Annotated in this window: 20 protein-coding genes; 14 read left to right on the top strand and 6 right to left on the bottom strand. The window is 70.9% G+C overall.

Annotation, left to right across the window (positions count from 1 at the left end; translation table 11 throughout):
- Positions 1 to 8: 8 nt before the first annotated feature.
- From AC2IPW_RS19445 to AC2IPW_RS19430, 4 genes are all read right to left on the bottom strand, one after another.
- Complete coding sequence (locus tag AC2IPW_RS19445) at positions 9 to 2033, bottom strand: ATP-binding protein (RefSeq protein WP_486375417.1); 2025 nt, start codon at positions 2031 to 2033, stop codon at positions 9 to 11.
- Entirely contained in the window at positions 2030 to 2776 is a 747-nt protein-coding gene (locus AC2IPW_RS19440) for a Pvc16 family protein (protein ID WP_486375416.1), read from the bottom strand. The genes AC2IPW_RS19445 and AC2IPW_RS19440 overlap by 4 nt, the downstream gene beginning before the upstream one ends.
- 5 nt (positions 2777 to 2781) lie before the next feature.
- Positions 2782 to 3405 (bottom strand): response regulator transcription factor, encoded by a 624-nt coding sequence (locus AC2IPW_RS19435; protein ID WP_486375415.1) that lies wholly within the window; start codon positions 3403 to 3405, stop codon positions 2782 to 2784.
- Positions 3406 to 3654: 249 nt separating this feature from the next.
- On the bottom strand, positions 3655 to 4815 hold the full coding sequence (locus AC2IPW_RS19430; protein ID WP_486375414.1) for an FAD-binding oxidoreductase: 1161 nt from the start codon (positions 4813 to 4815) through the stop codon (positions 3655 to 3657).
- A 240-nt stretch (positions 4816 to 5055) separates the two neighbouring features.
- Here AC2IPW_RS19430 and clpB point away from each other — a divergent pair, with 240 nt between their 5' ends.
- The 9 genes from clpB to AC2IPW_RS19385 all read left to right on the top strand — a co-directional run bounded on the left by clpB (position 5056) and on the right by AC2IPW_RS19385 (position 14461).
- Positions 5056 to 7611 carry an ATP-dependent chaperone ClpB gene (gene clpB / locus AC2IPW_RS19425; RefSeq protein ID WP_486375413.1) on the top strand — a complete coding sequence of 852 codons (2556 nt, stop codon included), beginning with the start codon at positions 5056 to 5058 and terminating at the stop codon, positions 7609 to 7611.
- A gap of 76 nt (positions 7612 to 7687) precedes the next feature.
- A complete protein-coding gene (locus AC2IPW_RS19420) occupies positions 7688 to 8575 on the top strand; it encodes a DUF5666 domain-containing protein (protein ID WP_450121333.1) in 888 nt (295 codons plus the stop codon).
- 30 nt (positions 8576 to 8605) lie between these two features.
- Positions 8606 to 9265 carry a type III secretion system chaperone family protein gene (locus tag AC2IPW_RS19415; protein ID WP_040783650.1) on the top strand — a complete coding sequence of 220 codons (660 nt, stop codon included), beginning with the start codon at positions 8606 to 8608 and terminating at the stop codon, positions 9263 to 9265.
- 46 nt (positions 9266 to 9311) lie between these two features.
- Positions 9312 to 10100: an SDR family NAD(P)-dependent oxidoreductase gene (locus tag AC2IPW_RS19410; protein ID WP_289381522.1), complete on the top strand. Its 789-nt coding sequence runs from the start codon at positions 9312 to 9314 to the stop codon at positions 10098 to 10100.
- 107 nt (positions 10101 to 10207) lie between these two features.
- The gene (locus AC2IPW_RS19405; protein ID WP_003938378.1) at positions 10208 to 10804 is read left to right on the top strand and encodes a LemA family protein; all 597 of its coding nucleotides are present in this window, start codon (positions 10208 to 10210) and stop codon (positions 10802 to 10804) included.
- Positions 10805 to 10881: 77 nt separating this feature from the next.
- The gene (pyrE, locus tag AC2IPW_RS19400; protein ID WP_048772104.1) at positions 10882 to 11421 is read left to right on the top strand and encodes an orotate phosphoribosyltransferase; all 540 of its coding nucleotides are present in this window, start codon (positions 10882 to 10884) and stop codon (positions 11419 to 11421) included.
- 10 nt (positions 11422 to 11431) lie between these two features.
- Positions 11432 to 12538, top strand: coding sequence for a galactose-1-phosphate uridylyltransferase (gene galT / locus AC2IPW_RS19395; RefSeq protein ID WP_486375412.1), 1107 nt, complete (start codon positions 11432 to 11434; stop codon positions 12536 to 12538).
- Positions 12535 to 13671 carry a galactokinase gene (gene galK / locus AC2IPW_RS19390; protein ID WP_486375411.1) on the top strand — a complete coding sequence of 379 codons (1137 nt, stop codon included), beginning with the start codon at positions 12535 to 12537 and terminating at the stop codon, positions 13669 to 13671. Before galT ends, galK begins: the two co-directional genes overlap by 4 nt.
- A 46-nt stretch (positions 13672 to 13717) precedes the next feature.
- A complete protein-coding gene (locus AC2IPW_RS19385; RefSeq protein WP_416061654.1) occupies positions 13718 to 14461 on the top strand; it encodes a lysoplasmalogenase family protein in 744 nt (247 codons plus the stop codon).
- Between the two features lie 25 nt (positions 14462 to 14486).
- Here the strand turns inward: AC2IPW_RS19385 and AC2IPW_RS19380 are convergent, their stop codons facing one another.
- Positions 14487 to 14933, bottom strand: a complete 447-nt coding sequence (locus tag AC2IPW_RS19380) for a hypothetical protein (RefSeq protein ID WP_289381535.1) — start codon at positions 14931 to 14933, stop codon at positions 14487 to 14489.
- Positions 14934 to 14996: 63 nt separating this feature from the next.
- Between AC2IPW_RS19380 and AC2IPW_RS19375 the strand changes: the two genes are divergently transcribed.
- The 5 genes from AC2IPW_RS19375 (at position 14997) to AC2IPW_RS19355 (ending at position 19378) form a co-directional block, all read left to right on the top strand.
- Positions 14997 to 15764: an SDR family oxidoreductase gene (locus AC2IPW_RS19375; protein WP_486375410.1), complete on the top strand. Its 768-nt coding sequence runs from the start codon at positions 14997 to 14999 to the stop codon at positions 15762 to 15764.
- 63 nt (positions 15765 to 15827) lie between these two features.
- The gene (locus tag AC2IPW_RS19370; protein WP_416061652.1) at positions 15828 to 16409 is read left to right on the top strand and encodes a hypothetical protein; all 582 of its coding nucleotides are present in this window, start codon (positions 15828 to 15830) and stop codon (positions 16407 to 16409) included.
- 2 nt (positions 16410 to 16411) lie between these two features.
- Positions 16412 to 17077: a TrmH family RNA methyltransferase gene (locus tag AC2IPW_RS19365; RefSeq protein ID WP_003938370.1), complete on the top strand. Its 666-nt coding sequence runs from the start codon at positions 16412 to 16414 to the stop codon at positions 17075 to 17077.
- A gap of 76 nt (positions 17078 to 17153) precedes the next feature.
- Positions 17154 to 18314: a glycoside hydrolase family 76 protein gene (locus tag AC2IPW_RS19360; protein WP_289381543.1), complete on the top strand. Its 1161-nt coding sequence runs from the start codon at positions 17154 to 17156 to the stop codon at positions 18312 to 18314.
- 17 nt (positions 18315 to 18331) lie between these two features.
- Complete coding sequence (locus AC2IPW_RS19355; RefSeq protein ID WP_486375409.1) at positions 18332 to 19378, top strand: GTP-binding protein; 1047 nt, start codon at positions 18332 to 18334, stop codon at positions 19376 to 19378.
- 99 nt (positions 19379 to 19477) lie between these two features.
- Here the strand turns inward: AC2IPW_RS19355 and AC2IPW_RS19350 are convergent, their stop codons facing one another.
- On the bottom strand, positions 19478 to 20143 hold the full coding sequence (locus tag AC2IPW_RS19350) for a DedA family protein (RefSeq protein ID WP_289381545.1): 666 nt from the start codon (positions 20141 to 20143) through the stop codon (positions 19478 to 19480).
- Positions 20144 to 20164: the final 21 nt, after the last annotated feature.

Below are 20164 nucleotides of genomic sequence, written 5' to 3'. Positions count from 1 at the left end.
CGATCGGATCACCCGGCGGCGACGGATTCCGGCACGAGTCGGCCGAGCTTGCGGTATTCCTGACGCACCGCGGGTATGACGTGTTCCATCCCGATCACGCTGTTGCTCGCCGCCGCGAGGTAGGCGGCGGTGATGGCTGCGGAACGAATGTTGCCGCCCGACAACGTGAAGGATCGGGCGAGGTAGTCCACGTCGAGATCGTCGCTGCACGGTGCCGGTAAGTCGAAGCAGTGCCGCCACAGCGCCCGCCGTGCGTCCTCGTCGGGCGTCGGAAAGTCCACGATGGCATCGAGGCGGCGGATGAATGCCTCGTCGAGGTTGGCACGCAGATTGGTTGCGAGGACGGCGAGCCCGTCGAAGCTCTCCATGCGTTGCAGCAGATAGGCACTCTCGATGTTCGCGTAGCGATCGTGCGCGTCGCGTACTTCGCTTCGCTTGCCGAACACGGCATCGGCCTCGTCGAACAGCAGCACGGCGTTGACGCCACTCGCTTCCGCGAAGATGCGTTCGAGGTTCTTCTCCGTTTCGCCGACATACTTGTCCACCACTGCGGCCAGGTCCACCGAATACAGGTCGAGACCGAGATCCCCGGCTATGACTTCCGCGGTCATGGTCTTGCCGGTGCCCGATTCACCTGCGAAGAGGGCGGTGACTCCACGCCCTCGTCCGCCACCGGGCCGCATCCGCCAGTCGGTGAGGACCCGCTCCCGATAGTGAGCACGAGCGGTAAGCTCGTGCAGCTGGTCGACGACGCGGTGGGGGAGTACGAGATCGTCCCAGCCGACCGAGGGTTCGATGCGCCGGGCGAGTCGCTCCAGCCCAGCCGCGTTCTGCGCCCGCGCTCCCTGGCGCAGGTCTCGCCTGGTGAGGGTGCTGCCGGTCAGGCTCGCCGATATACGCGCCGAACGAACCGCACGTTCGATCTGTGCCGGACCCAGCACGAACTGGTTCGCGACCTCGGTGACGGAGCCGTCGACGACGCTGTCCCCGGCTGCGACGGCCCAGAGGTGTGCTCGGTCCTCGGTCGACAGGCGCTCCGCCTCGACCTGGAGCGGCACGCTGTCCGACCAGCGCGGATCCCAGGTGACGGTTCCGATCGCAACGACGGGTGCTGTCAGTTTGCACAACGCCCGGATGATCGCCGTGTGTGGGGCCAGCGCGTCCATCGGTGTCACGACTATCCCGGCTCCGCGTAGCACCGCTTCTCGGCCCAGCCCACCCACCGCGCGGGCCGGGTCGGGGTGCTCGAGCAGCCGGTTGGCGTCCACACACATGGCGGAGCGACCTGCCGCCTCCAGGGCTGCAACGGCAACAGCAGGAGCGCCGGACCCGATGGACTCCCGGATGTAGGTGCAGTGCTGGCCTGTTCGTATCGTCCGCGCGATCCGGTCGGACGCGGGAGACTCGAAATGCCCTGCATCGAAAGGCAGATCGGCGATCTCCGGGTCGCAGCGATCTTCGCCGAGCAGATGCTGGGTCACGCGATCCGGAACTCGCAGGCCCCGGGTGAGGAACGGGCGCTCCTCGTCCTCCACGAGTACGAGGCCGGTGTCGATCAGCGGTGCCCCTGCCGCCAATCGTGCGCGATGCTCGGCCGTCATGGGGGACAGCTCGAGTAGTTCGAGGACCAGGCCGATCGTCGCCCTCCGCCGCGTGACGTCGTCGTTGAGGTAGCCGTAGAGACGTTCGAACCGCGAATTCAGGTCCGGAAGCATGCATATCAGCAACGCGTCGACGTCGATGTCGGACAACCCGGCCGACCGGGTGAGCCGACGCAGCCGCAGTTCGGCACCCGCCGCTTCCGCCGCATCGGCGTGGCGATCCAGAGCGATGCGAGCCGCACGGTCCGACTCCGGCGGGGGTGGAACCACGTCGAGCAACGTCACGGCGGATTCGTCGCTCAGATACAGGCCCCGGAAGGGGTCGTCGGGGGTTGGATCGTAACTGCGCCGATGGGTCACGACCGTGCGGACGCGTGCCTCGATCAGGGCGCACCGGTCGAGCAGATCCCGCAGGTTGGCGTCCGAGTTCATTCGCTGCGTCCCTGCTTGCGGCGAGACTTGCGCACGGTGATCGACGGACTCTCGCCGCCCGCCGGAGGTGCGTCCTCCGGCAAGGTCTCGAGGCCGGATGGGACGGGATCGGAGCTGTCCGGCGCTGGCGCGCGTCTGCGCTTCTGCTCACCAGGAACCGAGCCGTGTTTCCCTTCGGTGGACAGGCGCGGAGTGCGAAGGGCAGGTGGAGCGGCCGGGTGCACGCGACCGGTAGGGGTGGGCATGCTGACGACTAGGTCGAGGGACGGTTTGAGTTCACCGCCGAGCGCTGTCCAGACGTCCGCGAACGATCGGTCCTCGGGCGGTGGCAGCGCGACGGCGACCGGGACGGGCAGACCGAGGTCGGCCAGCGAACCGGACAACAGACTGCCCGGGAGTGCGTCGTGACGCAGAAAGCACGTCAGCAACCTGCCGAGGAGGTGATGTTCGTCCTCGGGGCGTTGGGTCCACGCGGCCACGAGATAGGAGAGCTTGAAGTAGCGCGGAGGTAGATGCCTGGCGCGAACGAGACCGTTGTCGTACTCGTTCACGAGGCCGCGTTGGCGCCGGCGTAGGTCTTCCCTGATGTCGTACAGGTAGACGTCGATTGTCGGACCGGTGCGGCGGGCCGCCCAATCCTTCGTCGGTGCGTCGAAGACGACGTCGACCTCCGCGTCGTCGATCGCTTCGTGTTCGATCAGCCGCCGGAGGGCAGCGTCGACGTCGGATATCACGGCGCCCACCCGCCTCAGATCAGTCCCTCGCGGACCGCATATGCGACGGCATGCGATCTGTTGCGGAGCTGCAGGCGGGTGGTGATGTCGTGCAGCACGTTCTTGACCGTGCGCTGGCTGTAGCAGAGTTGCTGCGCGATCTCCGAGGTGTCGTGTCCGTCGGCCACCAGTCGAAGCACCTGGACCTCGCGCTCCGAGAGCCCCGAGAACCGCAATCCGCGTGGCGTCAGGACCTGTCGCTGCAGAGCGCCGACCTGACCGAGCAGTCGGCCGAGAAGGTCGGGGGGAAGGACACCGTCGCCGGCCGCCACACGTTGGATGGTGCGGACCAGGAGGTCGGGTGTCGCGTCGCCGCGGCGGAGCAGACCGCTGATACCGCCTTCCGCGGCGGCGACGAGGGTGGCGTCGTCGATGACACGCAGTACAAGGATCACTCGCGGCGAGAAGCCGCGCTGGAGGGCGTGGAGGGTCCGCATGGTGGCGTCGTCGAGAACGTCCGCGGCGAGGATGGCGACCTCTGCGGATTCCGGATCGGTGTCGACGACGGCCACTTCGCTCCGCATGCGCAGCTGACTGACTACTCCGGCCCGGAGTATCGAGTCGTCGGCGTACACGTAAACAGGCACTCGGGGTTGCATCTCTTGCTCCCGGGGGAGGTATGAATGGGCAACAACAAGTGTCCGGACGGCGCTCAACAACGGCTCAACGGGCGAATCGGAACGCTCAACACGGTGGACGGTAGGTCCATTGCCGGGGCTGAACGAGATCCCCAGGTATCGCTTCGGAGGTCGAATTACCCGTGGGGTGGCTCGAAGGGGAACGAATTGCGGTCACCGCCGGTGCAGTGCGGTAGGGTCACCGGCACACAATGTGCGGCAGATGCGGATCTACAGCGGGTCGAAGCTGATGTTCTGCCGCGGGGTGCCGCCGGCGGACAGCGCGTAGAGCGTCGTGCGGATCATCGACGGGGAGCCGGCGATCTGGATCTGCCGATCGGCCCAGGAGCCGAACTGCGACACCACCTTGCCGAGCTTGCCGTGCAGGGGCCGGTGCAGGCCCGGTGGGGGGTCCTCGACGGGAACCGGGTGCCACCATGGGTTCTCGGTCTCCTCGACGACCGGGACGACGGTGAGCCACGGATTGGTGGTGGCCAGCTGCCACAGCGTCTGCAGGTCGTAGAGGTCGCAGGGGTACTTGCCGCCGAAGAACAGGTGCACGCGCGGATTGTCGCCCCGCATGCCCATCTCCATCAGTTGCGCCCGCAGCGGCGCGAGGCCCGTGCCGGAGGCGATCATCAGCACGTCCTCGCCGCTGTCGCGGTCGACGTGCAGCCCCCCGAGCGGGGGTCCGATCACCCAGCGGTCGCCGACGGAGGTCTCGCCGACGAGCGCGGGGCTGACCCAGCCGCCCGACACGCGACGGACGTGGAATTCGATCTGGCCGTAGGGATTCGGAGGAAGCGCCGCCGACAGGTACCGCCACATGTGCGGGCGCTGCGGGATCTGCACGCTCATGTACTGACCGGCGTGGTACGGGATCGGCGAGTCCGTCTCGAGCCGGATGATCGCCAGGTCGGGCAGCACCCGTTCGTGGCCGACGACGGTGGCGCCCCACGCGGCGGGCAGCTCGTCGTCGGCCACGGCGTCGGCCATGGTCCCGACGAGCAGGTCGATCACCCGGGCCCAGGTGCGGTCGAGCGCGTCGGTCCACAGGATCGGCGGGGTGCACTCGCGCACGGCGGTGTGCAGTGCCCGGCCCGCGGACCGGAAGTGCTCGGGCCGAACTCCGTACTTGCGGTGGTCACGCCCGAGCTGGGTGAGGAATGCAGTGACGGTGTCGGGCTCGCCGAGCCGGTTGACCGCCCAGCCGACCGCGGTCGCGAACCGTTGCCGCATCGTCTCCATGCCGGCGGGGAACAGCTCGCGGATCCCGACGGTGTCGCTCCACAGGGCGGTGTAGAAGGCGGTGGCGAAGCGCTCGGCGCCGCCGGGGGTCGCGACGATCGACGCGAAGCTGAGCTGGACGCGGGCGACGGCGAAGGCCTCCACGCACCCTCCTGCTCGCTGTCTCTGCTGGTCGCCGCCACTGTAGTCCCGTGACGGTGTTTCGGCCACAATCGACGGCGGGCAGCTCGACGACCCCGGAATGTGCCGCACATCACATCGCCGGAAAAAGTTGAGCGGAACAAACTCAAGTTTGGTGCCGTTGAAGCTTGCGAATGCCCGCGACGGGAGGCTTGCGGGTGCAGAATTGATACCGGCTCGCTCAATGAAGGGAAGGGGTTCGCAGTGGACTCGTTCAATCCCACCACCAAGACCCAGGCGGCGATGACGGCTGCCATGCAGTCCGCGTCCGCTGCGGGCAACCCGGAGATCCGTCCGGCCCACCTGCTCGTCGCGTTGCTCGACCAGACCGACGGCATCGCCGCGCCGCTCCTCAAGGCGGTCGGCGTGGACCCGACCGTCGTGCACCGGGAGGCGCAGACGCTCGTCGAGCGGCTGCCCCGTGCCACGGGCGCCACCCAGACACCGCAACTCGGCCGCGAAGCCGTCGCCGCCCTGACCGCCGCCCAGCACCTCGCCACCGAACTCGACGACGAGTACGTCTCGACCGAGCACGTCCTCGTCGGCCTGGCGGGCGGCGATTCCGACGTCGCCAAGCTCCTCGTCGGGCACGGCGCCACCCCGGCCGCGCTGCGCGACGCGTTCACCACCGTCCGCGGCAGTGCCCGCGTGACCAGCCCGGACCCCGAGGGCACCTACCAGGCGCTCGAGAAGTACTCGACCGACCTCACCGCCCGCGCCCGTGAGGGCAAGCTCGACCCGGTCATCGGCCGTGACAACGAGATCCGCCGCGTCGTACAGGTGCTGAGCCGGCGCACCAAGAACAACCCCGTGCTCATCGGCGAGCCCGGCGTCGGCAAGACCGCCATCGTCGAGGGTCTCGCGCAGCGCATCGTCGCCGGCGACGTCCCCGAGTCGCTGCGCGGCAAGACCGTCATCGCGCTCGACCTCGGCTCGATGGTGGCCGGCGCCAAGTACCGCGGTGAATTCGAGGAACGCCTCAAGGCCGTGCTCGACGAGATCAAGGAATCGGCCGGGCAGGTCATCACCTTCATCGACGAGCTGCACACCATCGTCGGCGCCGGTGCGACCGGCGAATCGGCGATGGATGCCGGCAACATGATCAAGCCCATGCTCGCCCGCGGCGAGCTGCGCCTCGTCGGCGCGACCACCCTCGACGAGTACCGCAAGTACATCGAGAAGGACGCCGCCCTCGAACGCCGTTTCCAGCAGGTGCTCGTCGGCGAGCCGAGCGTCGAGGACACCGTCGGCATCCTGCGCGGCCTCAAGGAGCGGTACGAGGTGCACCACGGCGTGCGCATCACCGACTCCGCGCTCGTCGCCGCCGCCACCCTCTCCGACCGGTACATCACGTCCCGGTTCCTGCCGGACAAGGCCATCGACCTCGTCGACGAGGCCGCGTCCCGGCTGCGCATGGAGATCGACTCGCGTCCCGAGGAGATCGACTCGGTCGAGCGCATCGTCCGTCGCCTCGAGATCGAGGAGATGGCGCTGCAGAAGGAGACCGACGAGGCCTCCAAGGAGCGCCTCGAGAAGCTGCGTGCCGAACTCGCCGACGAACGCGAGAAGCTGAACCAGCTCACCACCCGCTGGCAGAACGAGAAGACCGCCATCGATTCGGTGCGTGGCATCAAGGAACAGCTCGAGGCGCTGCGCGGCGAGGAGGAACGCGCCGAGCGCGACGGTGATCTCGGTAAGGCCGCGGAGCTGCGCTACGGACGCATCCCGCAGCTCGAGAAGGAGCTGGAGCGGGCGGCCGCCGCATCCGGAGCCGCCGCCGACGGCGACGTCATGCTCAAGGAGGAGGTCGGCCCGGACGACGTCGCCGACGTCGTCGCCGCGTGGACCGGCATCCCGGCCGGCCGCATGATGGAAGGCGAGACCGCCAAGCTCCTGCGCATGGAGTCCGAGCTCGGCAAGCGCGTTGTCGGCCAGGACGAGGCCGTGCAGGCCGTGTCGGACGCGGTGCGTCGCTCCCGGGCGGGCGTCGCCGACCCGAACCGGCCCACCGGCTCGTTCCTGTTCCTCGGCCCCACCGGCGTCGGCAAGACCGAGCTGGCGAAGGCGCTCGCGGACTTCCTGTTCGACGACGAGCGCGCGATGGTGCGGATCGACATGTCCGAGTACAGCGAGAAGCACTCCGTCGCACGGCTCGTCGGTGCCCCTCCGGGCTACGTCGGCTACGAGTCGGGCGGTCAGCTCACCGAGGCGGTGCGTCGCCGGCCCTACTCGGTGGTGCTGTTCGACGAGGTCGAGAAGGCCCACCCGGACGTGTTCGACACGCTGCTGCAGGTGCTCGACGACGGCCGGCTCACCGACGGGCAGGGCCGCACCGTCGACTTCCGCAACACCATCCTCATCCTCACTTCGAACCTGGGTGCGGGTGGCGACCGGGACCACATCATGGCGGCGGTGCGCGCGGCGTTCAAGCCGGAGTTCATCAACCGGCTCGACGACGTGGTGGTCTTCCACTCGCTCACGGAGGAGCAGCTCGAGCAGATCGTCGACATCCAGCTCGAGCAGCTGGCCGGGCGCCTGGCGGCCCGCCGGCTCACGCTCGACGTGTCGAGTTCGGCCCGGTTCTGGCTCGCCGTGCGGGGGTACGACCCGCAGTACGGTGCGCGTCCCCTGCGCCGGCTCATCCAGCAGTCGATCGGCGACCAGCTCGCCAAGAAGCTGCTGGCCGGGGACATCAAGGACGGTGACACCGTCTCGGTGGGCGTCAGCGACGACGGCGACCACCTGGTCATAGGCGCGTAGCGCCCGGTGCGTCTTTCGGGCTGCTCCAGCAGCCCGAAAGACGCACCGGCGCGGAGCGCCTACCCTTGGTGGGACCATGACGAACCCGCACGATCCGCGCACTCCCCAGGAGCGCGCCTACTCGCTCGACGAGGGGCGCGACGACGACGCGCGCGCGACGGACGCCGACGACACCCGGGTCCTGCACACCGCCGATCCGACCGAGGCGTACGGCCGGCCCGTCGACCCCACCCTGGTCTACCCGTCGTACGACCCGCGGTTCGATCCGACGGCGGCGCCCCCGAACCCGACCCAGGCGTTCGAGCAGCCCGGCCCCTACGGTCCGCAACCCCAGTACGCCCCGACCCAGCAGTACGCCCCCACGCAGCAGTACACAGGGGCGCAGCAGTACCCCCATGCCCAGGACTACGCGGCGCCACCGACCCCGCCGCACACCGGTGAGTACCCGCCGCTCGATGCGAAGCCGCCCCGCCGCCGCTGGGGCCTGATCCTGCTCGCCGCGGTGGCGTCGATCGTGCTGGCCGGTTTCGGCGGCTACCTGCTCAGCGGCGGCAGCGGCGACGACCCGCAGCAGCGCAGCGTAGCGGCCCCGACCACGACGACCACGGTGCCCCGGCCTGCCCCCACGACGCCCGCGCCGACCACCGACCCGGCCGTGCCCGGCCTGCCGTTCGAGCAGCTGCCCGGCGGGCTCGGCGACGTCATCGGCTCCGCCGGCACCGTCGTCGGCACGATCACCGCCAACGACGGCACGTCCCTCACGCTCAGTGGCATGGGCGGCTCGATCGTCACGGTGCGGCTCACCCCCGACACACAGATCATGTCGCTCGCCGGTTCGGACCCGTCGGCGCTGCGGGTCGGCGACTCGGTGGTCGCGCAGGGGTCGCCGCTGCGGAACGGGGAGATGATCGCCGACACGGTGGTCAGCGCGTCCCTGCCGTCCTTCGGCGGTCCGGGCAACTAGAACGCGATAGGCTGGCGCGCGATGACGGTGATGTGGTTCGGACTGGCGGCGATCGCACTCGCGGGTGCGTTGGCGCTGCTCTACGTCGACCGCACGCGGCGTGAACAGTCCGGTCGCGTGCGGGAGATCTGGGCGCGCGCCCAGGGCTACAAGTACAGCGCCGCCGACGACTCCCTGCCCGGGCACTGGCACCGGGCGGCCCTGGCCAAGCAGGAGTATCTCGGCGCGGTGGACGTCGTCCACGGCATCCGCCGCGGCGAGGAGTTCATCCTCTTCGACATCGAGGAGACCGCGACGATCGTCGCGGTGCGCCGCAAGGTCGGCTCCGACGTCGACATCGACCTGCGCCTGAAGTCGACGCCGCCGCCGAAGGACCCGGACATGAACCTGCTCGGCGCCATCGGGCCGCGCATCGTGTTCGCCACCGACCTCGAGATCGCCCGCCGCATCTGTGACCAGCGCATGGTCGCGTACACCGAGTCGATCCCCCCGCACGTGCAGATGCTGTGGAGCGAGGGCGAATGGACCCTCGGCTCGATTCCCGTGGGCAGCACCGGCCGCGAATGGGACTCGGCCATCGAGACCGTCGCCCGGCTCTCCGGAATCCTGCACGTGCTGCCGCCGATCGTGGAGCCGCAGGAACTCGACCGGGTCGCGCACGATCCCGGCCGCCCCTCCGCGCGGCGCTGAGCGCACGTCGCCGGAAACGGCCGGCGCGCTGCGCTAGCTTTACCCCATGACTTCCGCTGCCACCCGGCCCGTCGCCCTGGTCACCGGCCCCACCTCGGGCATCGGCGCAGGCTTTGCGCGCGCACTCGCCGGCAAGGGGTACGACCTCGTGCTCGTCGCCCGTCGCGAGGAGAGCCTGCGGTCCCTCGCCGACGAACTGGCCTCCCGGTTCGGCACCACCTCCGAGATCCTCGCCGCCGACCTGGCCACCGAGGACGGCCGCGCGGCCGTCGCCCGCCGCCTCGCCGAGGGCGTGGAGATGCTCGTCAACAATGCCGGTTTCGGCACCTCCGGTGAGTTCTGGACGGCCGACCCGGCGGTGCTGCAGGCACAGCTCGACGTCAACGTCACCGCCGTGATGCAGCTGACCCGGGCCGCGTTGCCGCCGATGATCGCCGCCGGCAAGGGCAGCATCGTCAACGTCGCCAGCGTCGCCGGTCTGCTCTCCGGACGTGGGTCGACGTACTCGGCGAGCAAGGCCTACGTCGTTTCGTTCACCGAGGGATTGTCCGGTGGGCTCGCCGGCACCGGGGTGAAGGTGCAGGCGCTCTGCCCCGGCTTCGTGCACACCGAGTTCCACGAGCGGGCCGGGATCGAGATGAGCTCGATTCCGGAACTGATGTGGCTCGACGTGGACACCGTGGTGCGGACCTCCCTCGCCGACCTCGAGGCGGGCAAGGTGATCAGCATCCCGGGCCTGCAGTACAAGGTGCTCACGACGGTGGGCCGGCTCGTCCCGAAGAACCTGGTGCGCCGGGCGACCAACCTGGTCGGCCGGGGCCGGGGCCGGACGTAGGCCGCACCGGATAACGGTCCGGACACGGCGCCACGACACGGCGCGTCGCGCTCCGGGTGTCGCCGCGGCTGCGCGGTAGATTCCGGCCTGTGACGTCTGTGGCTCTTGTGATTGTCGTTGCGGTCGTGGTGATCGTGCTGCTGTGGACGCGTGCCGCCGTCCGCCGCCTCCGGGTGCTGAAGATGCGCCACCGCGACAGCCTGCGCCTGCTGACCAACGAACTCGACGACCGCTACGACCAGGTACCCGCACTCGTCGCGGCGTCCGCCGGGGCAGGTATGGACCGCAGCCGGCTCAGCTCCGTCGTCGGGGCGCGATCCCTGGCGATCGCCATGCGCGACCAGCGGCTGTCCCTGGGGGAGCGGGCCGCCGCGGAGAACACCCTGTCGGCGGCCCTGCACGAGCTGATCGGCGTCCTCGACGGCGTCAACCACTGGCCGTTCATCCGCGTCGCCCGCGAACTGCGGACCCGCGAGCAGCGCATCGCCGGGGCCGCCCGCGTCCACAACGATCTCGGCCGCACCATCAACACCGCGGCCACCACCTTCCCGACCTCGGTGTTCGCACGCATCGCCGCGGTCGGGCCCGTCCCGCTGTTCGAGGTCGCCGCCCCGCTCGCCCCCGTCGCCGTCGCCCCGCCGGCGTCGGCGCCGGCCGCCTCCGCGGACGCGCCGACCGGCGGATCGGACACCGTCGCCGCCTGACCGCCGGACCCCGGCTAGGCTCGTCGTCGCCGGCGCCCACGGGCGCGGCGTGGAACGAGAGACGGTAAGGGGTTGCGATGACCGATCGCGAGGAGTTGGCTGCGCTGGTCCGAGAACTGGCGGTGGTGCACGGCAAGGTGACCTTGTCGTCCGGCAAGGAGGCCGACTACTACGTGGATCTTCGCCGTGCCACCCTGCACCACCGGGCCGGGCCCCTGATCGGCAAGCTCATCCGGGAACTGGTCGCCGACTGGGACTTCGACGCCGTCGGCGGACTCACCATGGGGGCCGACCCGGTCGCGCTCGCGGTCATGCACGCACCGGGCCGTCCGATCGACGCGTTCGTCGTCCGCAAGGCCGCCAAGGCGCACGGTATGCAGCGGCAGATCGAGGGCCCCGACGTGCTCGGCAAGCGGGTCCTGGTGGTCGAGGACACGACCACCACCGGCAACTCCCCGCTCACCGCCGTCAAGGCCCTGCGCGACGCCGGCGCGACGGTCGTGGGTGTCGCCACCGTCGTCGACCGGGCCACCGGCGCCGGCGAGGTGATCGCCGCGGAGGGCGTGGAGTACCGCTACCTGCTGGGCCTGCAGGACCTGGGACTGCAGGACGCCTAGGGCCGGTCGGGTGCGACGGACCGCGGCCCGCCTCGCGGACGGCCGGGAACTGTTCTACTTCGACGACACCGAGCCGTACGCCGGGGGCGGCGCGGTGCGGGAACGGCACGACACCCGGCGGCTGCCGCCGGCCGGGGCGGCCTCCGAACTGCGCTTCGACCCGCTCACGGGGGAGTGGGTGGTCTCGGCGTCGCACCGCATGGACCGCACCTTCCTGCCGGACCCCGCGGACTGCCCGCTGTGCCCCACTCGGCCGGGCCGGGCCGCCACCGAGATACCCGCCGACGACTACGACGTGGTGGTGTTCGAGAACCGTTTCCCGGCGCTCGGATCCGGTGGCGCCGACGCCGGTCCGGTGGACGGCGACCCGCTGTGGCCGCGACGGCCCGCGACAGGACGCTGCGAGGTGGTCGCGTTCACCGCCGACCACGAGGCCCGGTTCGCCGACCTGAGCCTCGAACGGGTCCGCACGGTGTTCGATGCACTGGCCGACCGCACCGCCGAGCACTCGGCCGCCCCCGACGTGCGGCAGGTGTTCTGCTTCGAGAACCGCGGCGCGGAAATCGGTGTGACACTGCAACATCCGCACGGACAGATCTACGCCTACCCGTTCCTGCCGCCCCGCTCGCAGGTACTGCTGCAGCGTGCCCGCGCGCACCACGCGGCGACGGGCCGGCTGCTGCAACGCGACGTGCTCGACGCGGAACGCCGGGCGGGCACCCGCGTCGTGTGGTCCGGACGACGGTGGACCGCCTACGTTCCGGCCGCGGCGCGCTGGCCCGTCGAGGTGCACCTCGCCCCGCATCGCGACGTGCCGGACCTCGTCGCCCTCGACGACGCCGAGCGCGACGAACTGGCGGTGGCCTACCGGGAGTTGCTGCGTCGCGTCGACCTGTTCTTCGACGGCGTGCAGCGCGTCCCCTACATCGCGGCCTGGCACCAGGCACCGGTCGGCGACGAGCGGCCGTACGGCCGTCTGTTCTGCCAGATATTCTCGCTGCGACGCGCTGCCGACAAGCTCAAGTACCTGGCCGGATCGGAGTCCGCGATGGGCGTATGGATCAGCGACACCTCCGCCGAACGCATCGCGGTGCGGCTGCGGGAACTCGCCGGATGACCGTGGCCGCGGCCGCCGCAGCCGGGTTCACGCGGGCGTTCGGCGCGGCCCCGGAGGGAGTGTGGTGCGCGCCGGGCCGGGTGAACCTGATCGGTGAGCACGTCGACTACGCGGGTGGGCTGTGCCTGCCCCTGGCGCTGTCGCAAGTGACGGCCGCCGCCGTCCGGCGCCGCGACGACGGCACGCTCCGGCTGGTGAGCGACGGCATCGGCGGTGTGTCCTTCGGGCGGCTGGGGCAGCCCGAAGGACACACCGGCGGCTGGGGCGCCTATGTCCTCGGGGTGATCGGCGCGCTCGACCCGCCCGGATTCGCGGGCGCCGACATCGCGATCGCCTCCGACGTGCCGATCGGCGCGGGCCTGTCGAGTTCGGCCGCGCTCGAGGCGGCCGTCGCTCTCGCCCTGGCCGAGCTGTCCGGGCTGCCGGTCGACGATCCGGGCCGGGCCGCCCTCGCCGCCGCCTGCATGCGGGCCGAGAACGACTACGTCGGCGTCCCCACCGGCGGTATGGACCAGCAGATCGTGTTGCGCGGGCGGGCCGGGCACGCGCTTCTGCTGGACTGCGCGACCGGCGAGGTCGAGCACGTCCCGATCGACCTCGAATCGCACGGCCTGGCACTGCTCGTCGTCGACACCGACGCCCCGCACCGCCTCGTCGACGGACAGTACGGACAGCGGCGTCGCGACGTTGAGGAGGCCACACGAAGACTCGGGAGCCTGCGCGACGTCGGCACCGTCGCTGCGCTCGGCGCGCTGACCGACCCGGTGCTGCGGCGCCGGGCCGGGCACGTCGTCACCGAGATCGCCCGGGTCCGCGCCGCCGTCGCCGCACTGCGCGACGACGCCCCGGAACGGCTCGGGCCGATACTCGACGCCGCGCACCGGTCGCTGCGGGACGACTTCGAGGTCAGCTCCGTCGAACTCGACAGCGCCGTCGACGCCGCGCGCGCCGCCGGTGCGCTGGGTGCGCGCATGGTCGGTGGCGGATTCGGCGGCTCGGCGATCGCGTTGTGCCGGGCGACGGACGTCGACGCGGTAGCGGAGGCCGTCACGGTGGCCGCCCGCGAGCGGGAGCTGCCGCGCCCGAAATTCCTGCGGGCGACGGCGTCGGCGGGCGCCCGCCGCTGCGCCTGAGGAAAGCCGGCCGGGTGACGCCGCGCGGATCGGTACGCTGCCGGGCATGGGATGGTTCAGCCGGGACAGGTGGAACGCCGAGCACGCGGTGTTCGCCGCAGCCGCGACGGCGACGGTCGTGGGCGGGGTGCTCGGGAACGAGCGGCTGCAGCGGGTCGCGAAGCCGCTGATCGGGCCGGCGCTGGCGGTGCGGGTGCTGCGGCACGCCCCGCACACCGACCGGTCGGACACCGCCCTGCTGCTGCTCGCCCTGACCGGCGCGACGGTCGGCGACGTATTCATGATCGACCCGGACGACGACGCGCGGCTGCTGCGCGGTGCGTCCTCGTTCGCCGTGATGCAGGTCTGCTACTCGGCGCTGCTGGCCCGGCGCGGTGCCCGCCCGACCCGGTCGGCGGCGGTGCCGCGGGCGGTCGCGGCACTCGGCGCCGCCGGTCTGCTCGGCGCGAAGGCGCCCCGGGTGGCGGCCCCGCTGACGGGCTACGGTGCGCTGCTCGGGACCACCGCGACACTCGCCGCGGACCCGTCGCTCGCCCCCGGAGCCCGCCGGTTGGCCGACCTGCCGATCCCGGGCGGGGACCGGCGCAGCTGGCTGGGTCTCGGCGGCCTGGTGTTCACCCTGTCGGACGGCACCATCGTCGCGCGGCGGGTGCTGCTGCGGTCGGAGCGGGCGCGCGCCGCAGCGGAGGGGTTCGTGCTCGCGACCTATGCGCTGGCGCAGCTGCTCCTCGTCGAAGGCAAGCTCGCGCTCGGCCGGGAGACCGCCCCCGCAGCCCGGCCGTCGGTATAGACGACACGCTCGCAGGGCACGTCGACTACGGGCAGAGGACGATGCGGTCCCGGTCGTGCGGGTCGACGCGGATGCCCACGACCCGGCCCGGCTCGAACCGGTCGAGATCCTCACGGGCGATCTCGTAGAGCACCCGTCCGTGGTACGGCTGGGAACCCGGCACCGTCAGGTCGAGATCCAGCTCGGTGAGTTCGCCGTTGTCCACGGTGTGCCCGAGGTGCCGGGCCGAGGTGATGGTGGCCCAGCCCTCGAGTCCGCGGCGGGCGAGGCGGCGGTCGGCGCGCGGCGGCCGCCCGGCGAGCATCATGGCGATGCCCAGCGCCGAGCCGTACGCGGCCAGCAGGAACATGATCTGGTAGGGGACGGTGCCCTCGGGAGAGTCGCCGACGAACAGCCCCAGCCACAGGGCCAGGACGACGAGGTAGCCGGCAGTGACGAACGCGACGGCGCGAACGACTCGAACGTGGTTCATTGCTCCTCCGATGCCAGGATAGTCCGTGACCTGCGCCACGTTCGGCGTCGCTACGCTGCAACCATGGATTCGCCCACTGCGTTCGTCACCGGTGCCGCCTCGGGAATCGGCCGCGCCACCGCCCTGCTCCTCGCCCGCCGCGGCTACCGGGTCGCCGCCGTCGACGTCGACGCCGCCGGCCTCGAGGCGCTCGCCGCCGAGCAACCCGGCGTCGTCACCGCCGTCCTCGACGTCACCGACGCGACGGGCTGGGAGCACGCACTGAAGGCGTTCTGCACCGACGGCACCCTGGACCTGCTCGTCAACAACGCGGGCGTCCTGGCCTCGGGACCGTTCGAGACGACCCCGCTTGAGCGGCACAGGCAGATGGTCGACGTCAACGTCGCCGGGACGATCACCGGCTGCCACAGCGCGTTCGAGTACCTGCGTCGCACGCCCGGCGCCCAGGTGGTCAACCTCTGCTCGGCGTCGGCGCTGTACGGACAGCCGGAGCTCGTCACCTACAGCGCCACCAAGTTCGCCGTGCGCGGGCTGACCGAGGCCCTCGATCTGGAATGGGCTCCGCACGGAATCCGGGTGGTCGCGTTGTGGCCGCTGTTCGTCGACACGGCGATGACCCGGGACATGAACGTCGGGGCCTCGCGGCGGCTGGGGATCCGGCTCGACGCCGACGACGTCGCGCGGGCCCTGTACGAGCTGACCCGTCCGGGCCGGCGGGCGGCAGGTGTCCACCACGCCGTGGGCTGGCAGGCGAAGGCGTTCGCCGCCTTCGCCCAGGTCACACCCGCCCGGCTCAATCGCCTGGTCAACCGGTGGGTGACCGGCAGCTGACGCGGTCTCGCTAGAGTGGCGGGCGAATCAGCGACGGAAGGGAGTCGGGTGAACGTGCGTCGGATGTCGTCGATCGGTGCGGCCGCGGTCGCGGTGCTGGCACTGGCCGGGTGCGGAAGTTCTTCGGAGGACGCGGGGGAGCCGGCTGCCGCGTCGTCGACGAGCGCGGCCGTCACGACCACCACGACCACGACGGTGGCCCCTGCCCCGACGACCACCGAGACCACGTCGACCACCTCGGTCCCCGAGAGCGCTCCGACGACCCCCGCCGACGTGCAGTACGAGCGCAACGAGTCGTACTACTTCACCAGCCCGGACGGCGGGTTCCGGTGCGGCATCGTCAAGCTGCCCTCCCGCACCGAGGCGGGTTGCGAGGGCGTCACGGATCCGGTGCCGCCGCGGCCCGAGAACTGCATGGTCAACTGGGGTAACGGTATTCGTGTGCAGGACACGGGACCCGCGGAGTTCATGTGCTCGGGTGGGTCGGTCTACACCTCCGGCGGCGACGATCCGGTCCTGCCGATCGGGTCGAAGTTGAGCAAGCTCGGCTACACGTGCGAGACCACCGCCGCCGACGTCTCCTGCGTCAACGACGCCACCGGGCACGGCTTCACGATCGCTGCCACCTCGAACACGACGTTCTGACCGTGCAACTCGACGACGTTCCGGGTCCCACCGAGTGGGGTGAGCACCCGCACGGGTACGGTCCGTGGGTCGAGGAGTACGGCACCGAACCCCCGCGGGATCCGCGCTACGACCCGGAGCTGCTCGCCCACGGTGACCGGCGCAACGTCGTCGACGCGTACCGCTACTGGACGCGCGAGGCGATCGTCGCCGACATCGACACCCGCCGCCATCCGCTACACGTGGCAATCGAGAATTTCGGGCACGACGCGAACATCGGCACCGTGGTGCGCACGGCGAACGCGTTCGCGGCGGCCGCCGTGCACATCGTCGGCCGCCGGCGCTGGAATCGTCGCGGAGCGATGGTGACCGATCGGTACCAGCATCTCGTGCACCACCCCGATGTCGACTCCCTCCTCGGCTGGGCGGCCGGACAGGGACTGACGATCGTCGCGGTGGACAACACACCCGGATCGGTGCCGCTGGAAACCGCGCAGCTGCCCCGCGCGTGCCTGCTGCTGTTCGGCCAGGAGGGCCCCGGTGTGACGGCGCGGGCGCGGGAGGTCGCCGCGACGACCGTGTCCATCGCCCAGTTCGGCTCGACCCGCAGCATCAACGCCGGCGTCGCCGCCGGGATCGCCATGCACGCCTGGATCCGGCAGCACGCCGACCTCGACCACGCCTGGTGAGGAAACATTCGACGAGGTGCGGCCGATAGGGGAAAGCTGGTAGCGGTAGCGACGGTGAGACGAGGTTGGCGACGACATGTCGGATTTGTGGGCCGAGCGGGCGGATCTCGCGGAGGCTGCAGTCACGTCGCGGCACGTGCGGCGGTTGTGGGCGCTGCCCGGCACCGCGCTCGCAGTCGTCGGATGGCCGGCGGTGCGCCGCGAGCGGCTCTTCCTCACCTGGCACTACTGGTGGCAGGCCCACCTGATCGATCTCGCGGTCGACGCCGCCGAGCGGGAGGCGACGCCGCGGCGCCGGCGCCGGGTGGTGCGGCTGACGCGCTCGCACCGGATCCGCAACCTTCTCGGCTGGACCAACAACTACTTCGACGACATGGCCTGGCTCGGCCTCGCTCTCGAGCGCGCGCAGCGGCACCTGTACGTCGACCGCCGCGACGCCATCGCCGTCCTCGAGAAGGAGTTGTTCGAGGCGTGGGCACCCGAGCGGGGCGGGGGCATCCCCTGGCGGCGCCGCGACGACTTCTACAACACCCCGGCCAACGGCCCGGCGGGGCTGCTGCTCGCTCGCACCGGCAAGCTGCTGCGGGCCCAGGAGATGGCGGACTGGATCCACGAGACGCTGCGCGATCCGGAGACCGGCCTGATCTTCGACGGGATCCGCGGTGACCGGGTCGAGCGCGCGGTCTACACGTACTGCCAGGGTGTCGTGCTCGGCTTGGAGACCGAGCTGGCGGTGCAGATGGGCGAGCCGCGGCACCGGGAGCGGGTGCACGCCCTCGTCGAGGCCGTCGACACCCAGTTGGCCGAGCGTGGGGTGATCACCGGCGGTGGCGGTGGGGACGGGGGCCTGTTCAACGGCATCCTCGTCCGGTACCTGGCGATGGTCGCGACGACGCTGCCGGTCGTCGACGCGGAGGACGAACGCGCTCGCCGGCTCGCGGCGCGGATCGTGCTCGCGTCCGCGCAGGCCGCGTGGGCGAACCGCCTGCAGATCGAGGGGCTGCCGTTGTTCGGGCGGGACTGGTCCGTGCAGGCCCGGCTGCCCGGCACGGCACCCGGGATCGCGCGTTTTTCCGGCGGCACGGTGCGCAGCTCGGGAGTGGCGGAACGGGATCTGTCGGTGCAGCTGAGCGGGTGGATGCTGATGGAATCGGCGTACGCCGTCGCCGCCGAGCGGGCGCCGGGGCCGAGTTCTGCGCGACCCGACGGCACCCGTTTTGAAAACGGTTATCGATAACAGTTATCGTCGATGGCATGACCGCCGCGACCCCACTGCCCGTCACCGTGCTCTCCGGCTTCCTCGGCGCGGGCAAGACCACGCTGCTCAACCACATCCTCGCCAACCGCGACGGCGCGCGCGTCGCGGTCGTCGTCAACGACATGAGCGAGATCAACATCGACGCCGCGCTCGTCGACGGCAGCCTCGACCGCACCACCGAGAAGCTCGTCGAGCTCACCAACGGCTGCATCTGCTGCACGCTCCGCGAAGACCTGATCGAGACGGTCGCGCGGCTCGCCCGGGAGAATCGGTTCGACCACCTCGTGATCGAGTCGACCGGCATCTCCGAGCCGATGCCCGTCGCCGCGACGTTCGACTGGGAGTTCGACGACGGCTTCCGTCTCGGGCAGCTCGCGTGCCTCGACACGATGGTCACGGTCGTCGACGCCACCACATTCCTCGCCGAGCTCACGCGCGGCGACCGACTCGACGAGCGCGATCTCGAGGCCGGCGAGGGCGACGAGCGCAGCATCTCCGACCTGCTCGTCGACCAGGTCGAATTCGCCGACGTCCTGCTGCTCAACAAGACCGACCTGGTGAGCGACGCCGTCGCCGGGGCCGTCGAGGCCACCCTGCGCCGGCTCAACCCGACGGCGCGGCTGCTGCGCACCGTCCACGGCGCCGTCCCGATCGGCGAGGTCGTCGGCACCGGACGCTACGACCCGGAGGCGGCTGCGCTCGCTCCGGGCTGGGCCGAGGAACTCGCCGGCGGCCACACCCCCGAGACCGAGGAGTACGGCATCCGCAGCGTCGTCTACCGCGCCGACCGCCCCTTCGACCGCGCCCGGCTCGAGGCGGCCGTGGAGAATCTGCACGGGGTGCTGCGCAGCAAGGGCTTCTGCTGGTTCGCCGACGACCCGGACACCGCGGCGATCTGGTCGCAGGCCGGCCCCAACCTGGTGCTCGAACCGGCACAGCCGTGGTCCCGGACCGGCGAGACGCCGGGTCAGGAGATCGTCTTCATCGGGGTGCGCCTGGACCCGGACACTCCGCGCCGCATCCTGGACCCCGCCCTCGCCTGAACGCGCATCCACCCACCTTCAGGACATCGACAACGGTCGCGACCGCTGTCGACGTCCGGGAGCGTTCAGGCCGTGTCGGACCTCGCGTACGGCCGACGGTCAGTCGGGGTCGACGTCCGCGATCTCCACGTCCACCGCCGGCCGCGCCATCTCGATCCGGTACTGCCGGACGCCGAGCACAGTGCCCACGACGAGGACGGCGGCCATCACGGCGAGGACCGTCGGCAGCAGCCACGAAACCCGCTCGAGGTACTCGCCGAAGTAGAACCCGACGAGCAGCAGGACCGGCGCCCACAGGATCGCACCGATCGTGGACGCGATCGTGTACCGGGTGTGGTTCATCCGCGCGGCCCCGGCCACCAGCGGCGACAGCGTCCGCACCCATGGGATCCAGCGGGCGATCAGCACCGCCCAGAACCCGTACCGGTCGAGCAGGGCATTGACCTTCCGCAGGTTCGCCACGTTGAGGTACCGGCCGTTGCGGCGGGCGATGAGGTGGTGACCCCGCCGGTGGCCGATCACGTAACCCACCTGGTTCCCGGCGATCGCGGCCACCATCGCCCCGACCGACAGGGCCCACACCTGCGCCGCACCGGAGTGGTGGGCGGCCAGCACGACCCCGGCGGTCAGCAGCATGGAGTCCCCGGGCAGGAACAGGCCGAGGATGATGGCGCATTCGACGAACACGAACGTCACGACGACGAGCCACACCAGAGCGGGCCCGGCGGTTTCGAGCGGACCGAAGGTCTCCGCGGCGAGAATCATGGAGGACGCGTTTGCGCGCGT

The sequence above is a fragment of the Rhodococcus sp. NS-SX18 genome (assembly GCF_057367935.1).
This window is presented reverse-complemented; position numbering and strand designations above follow the sequence as displayed.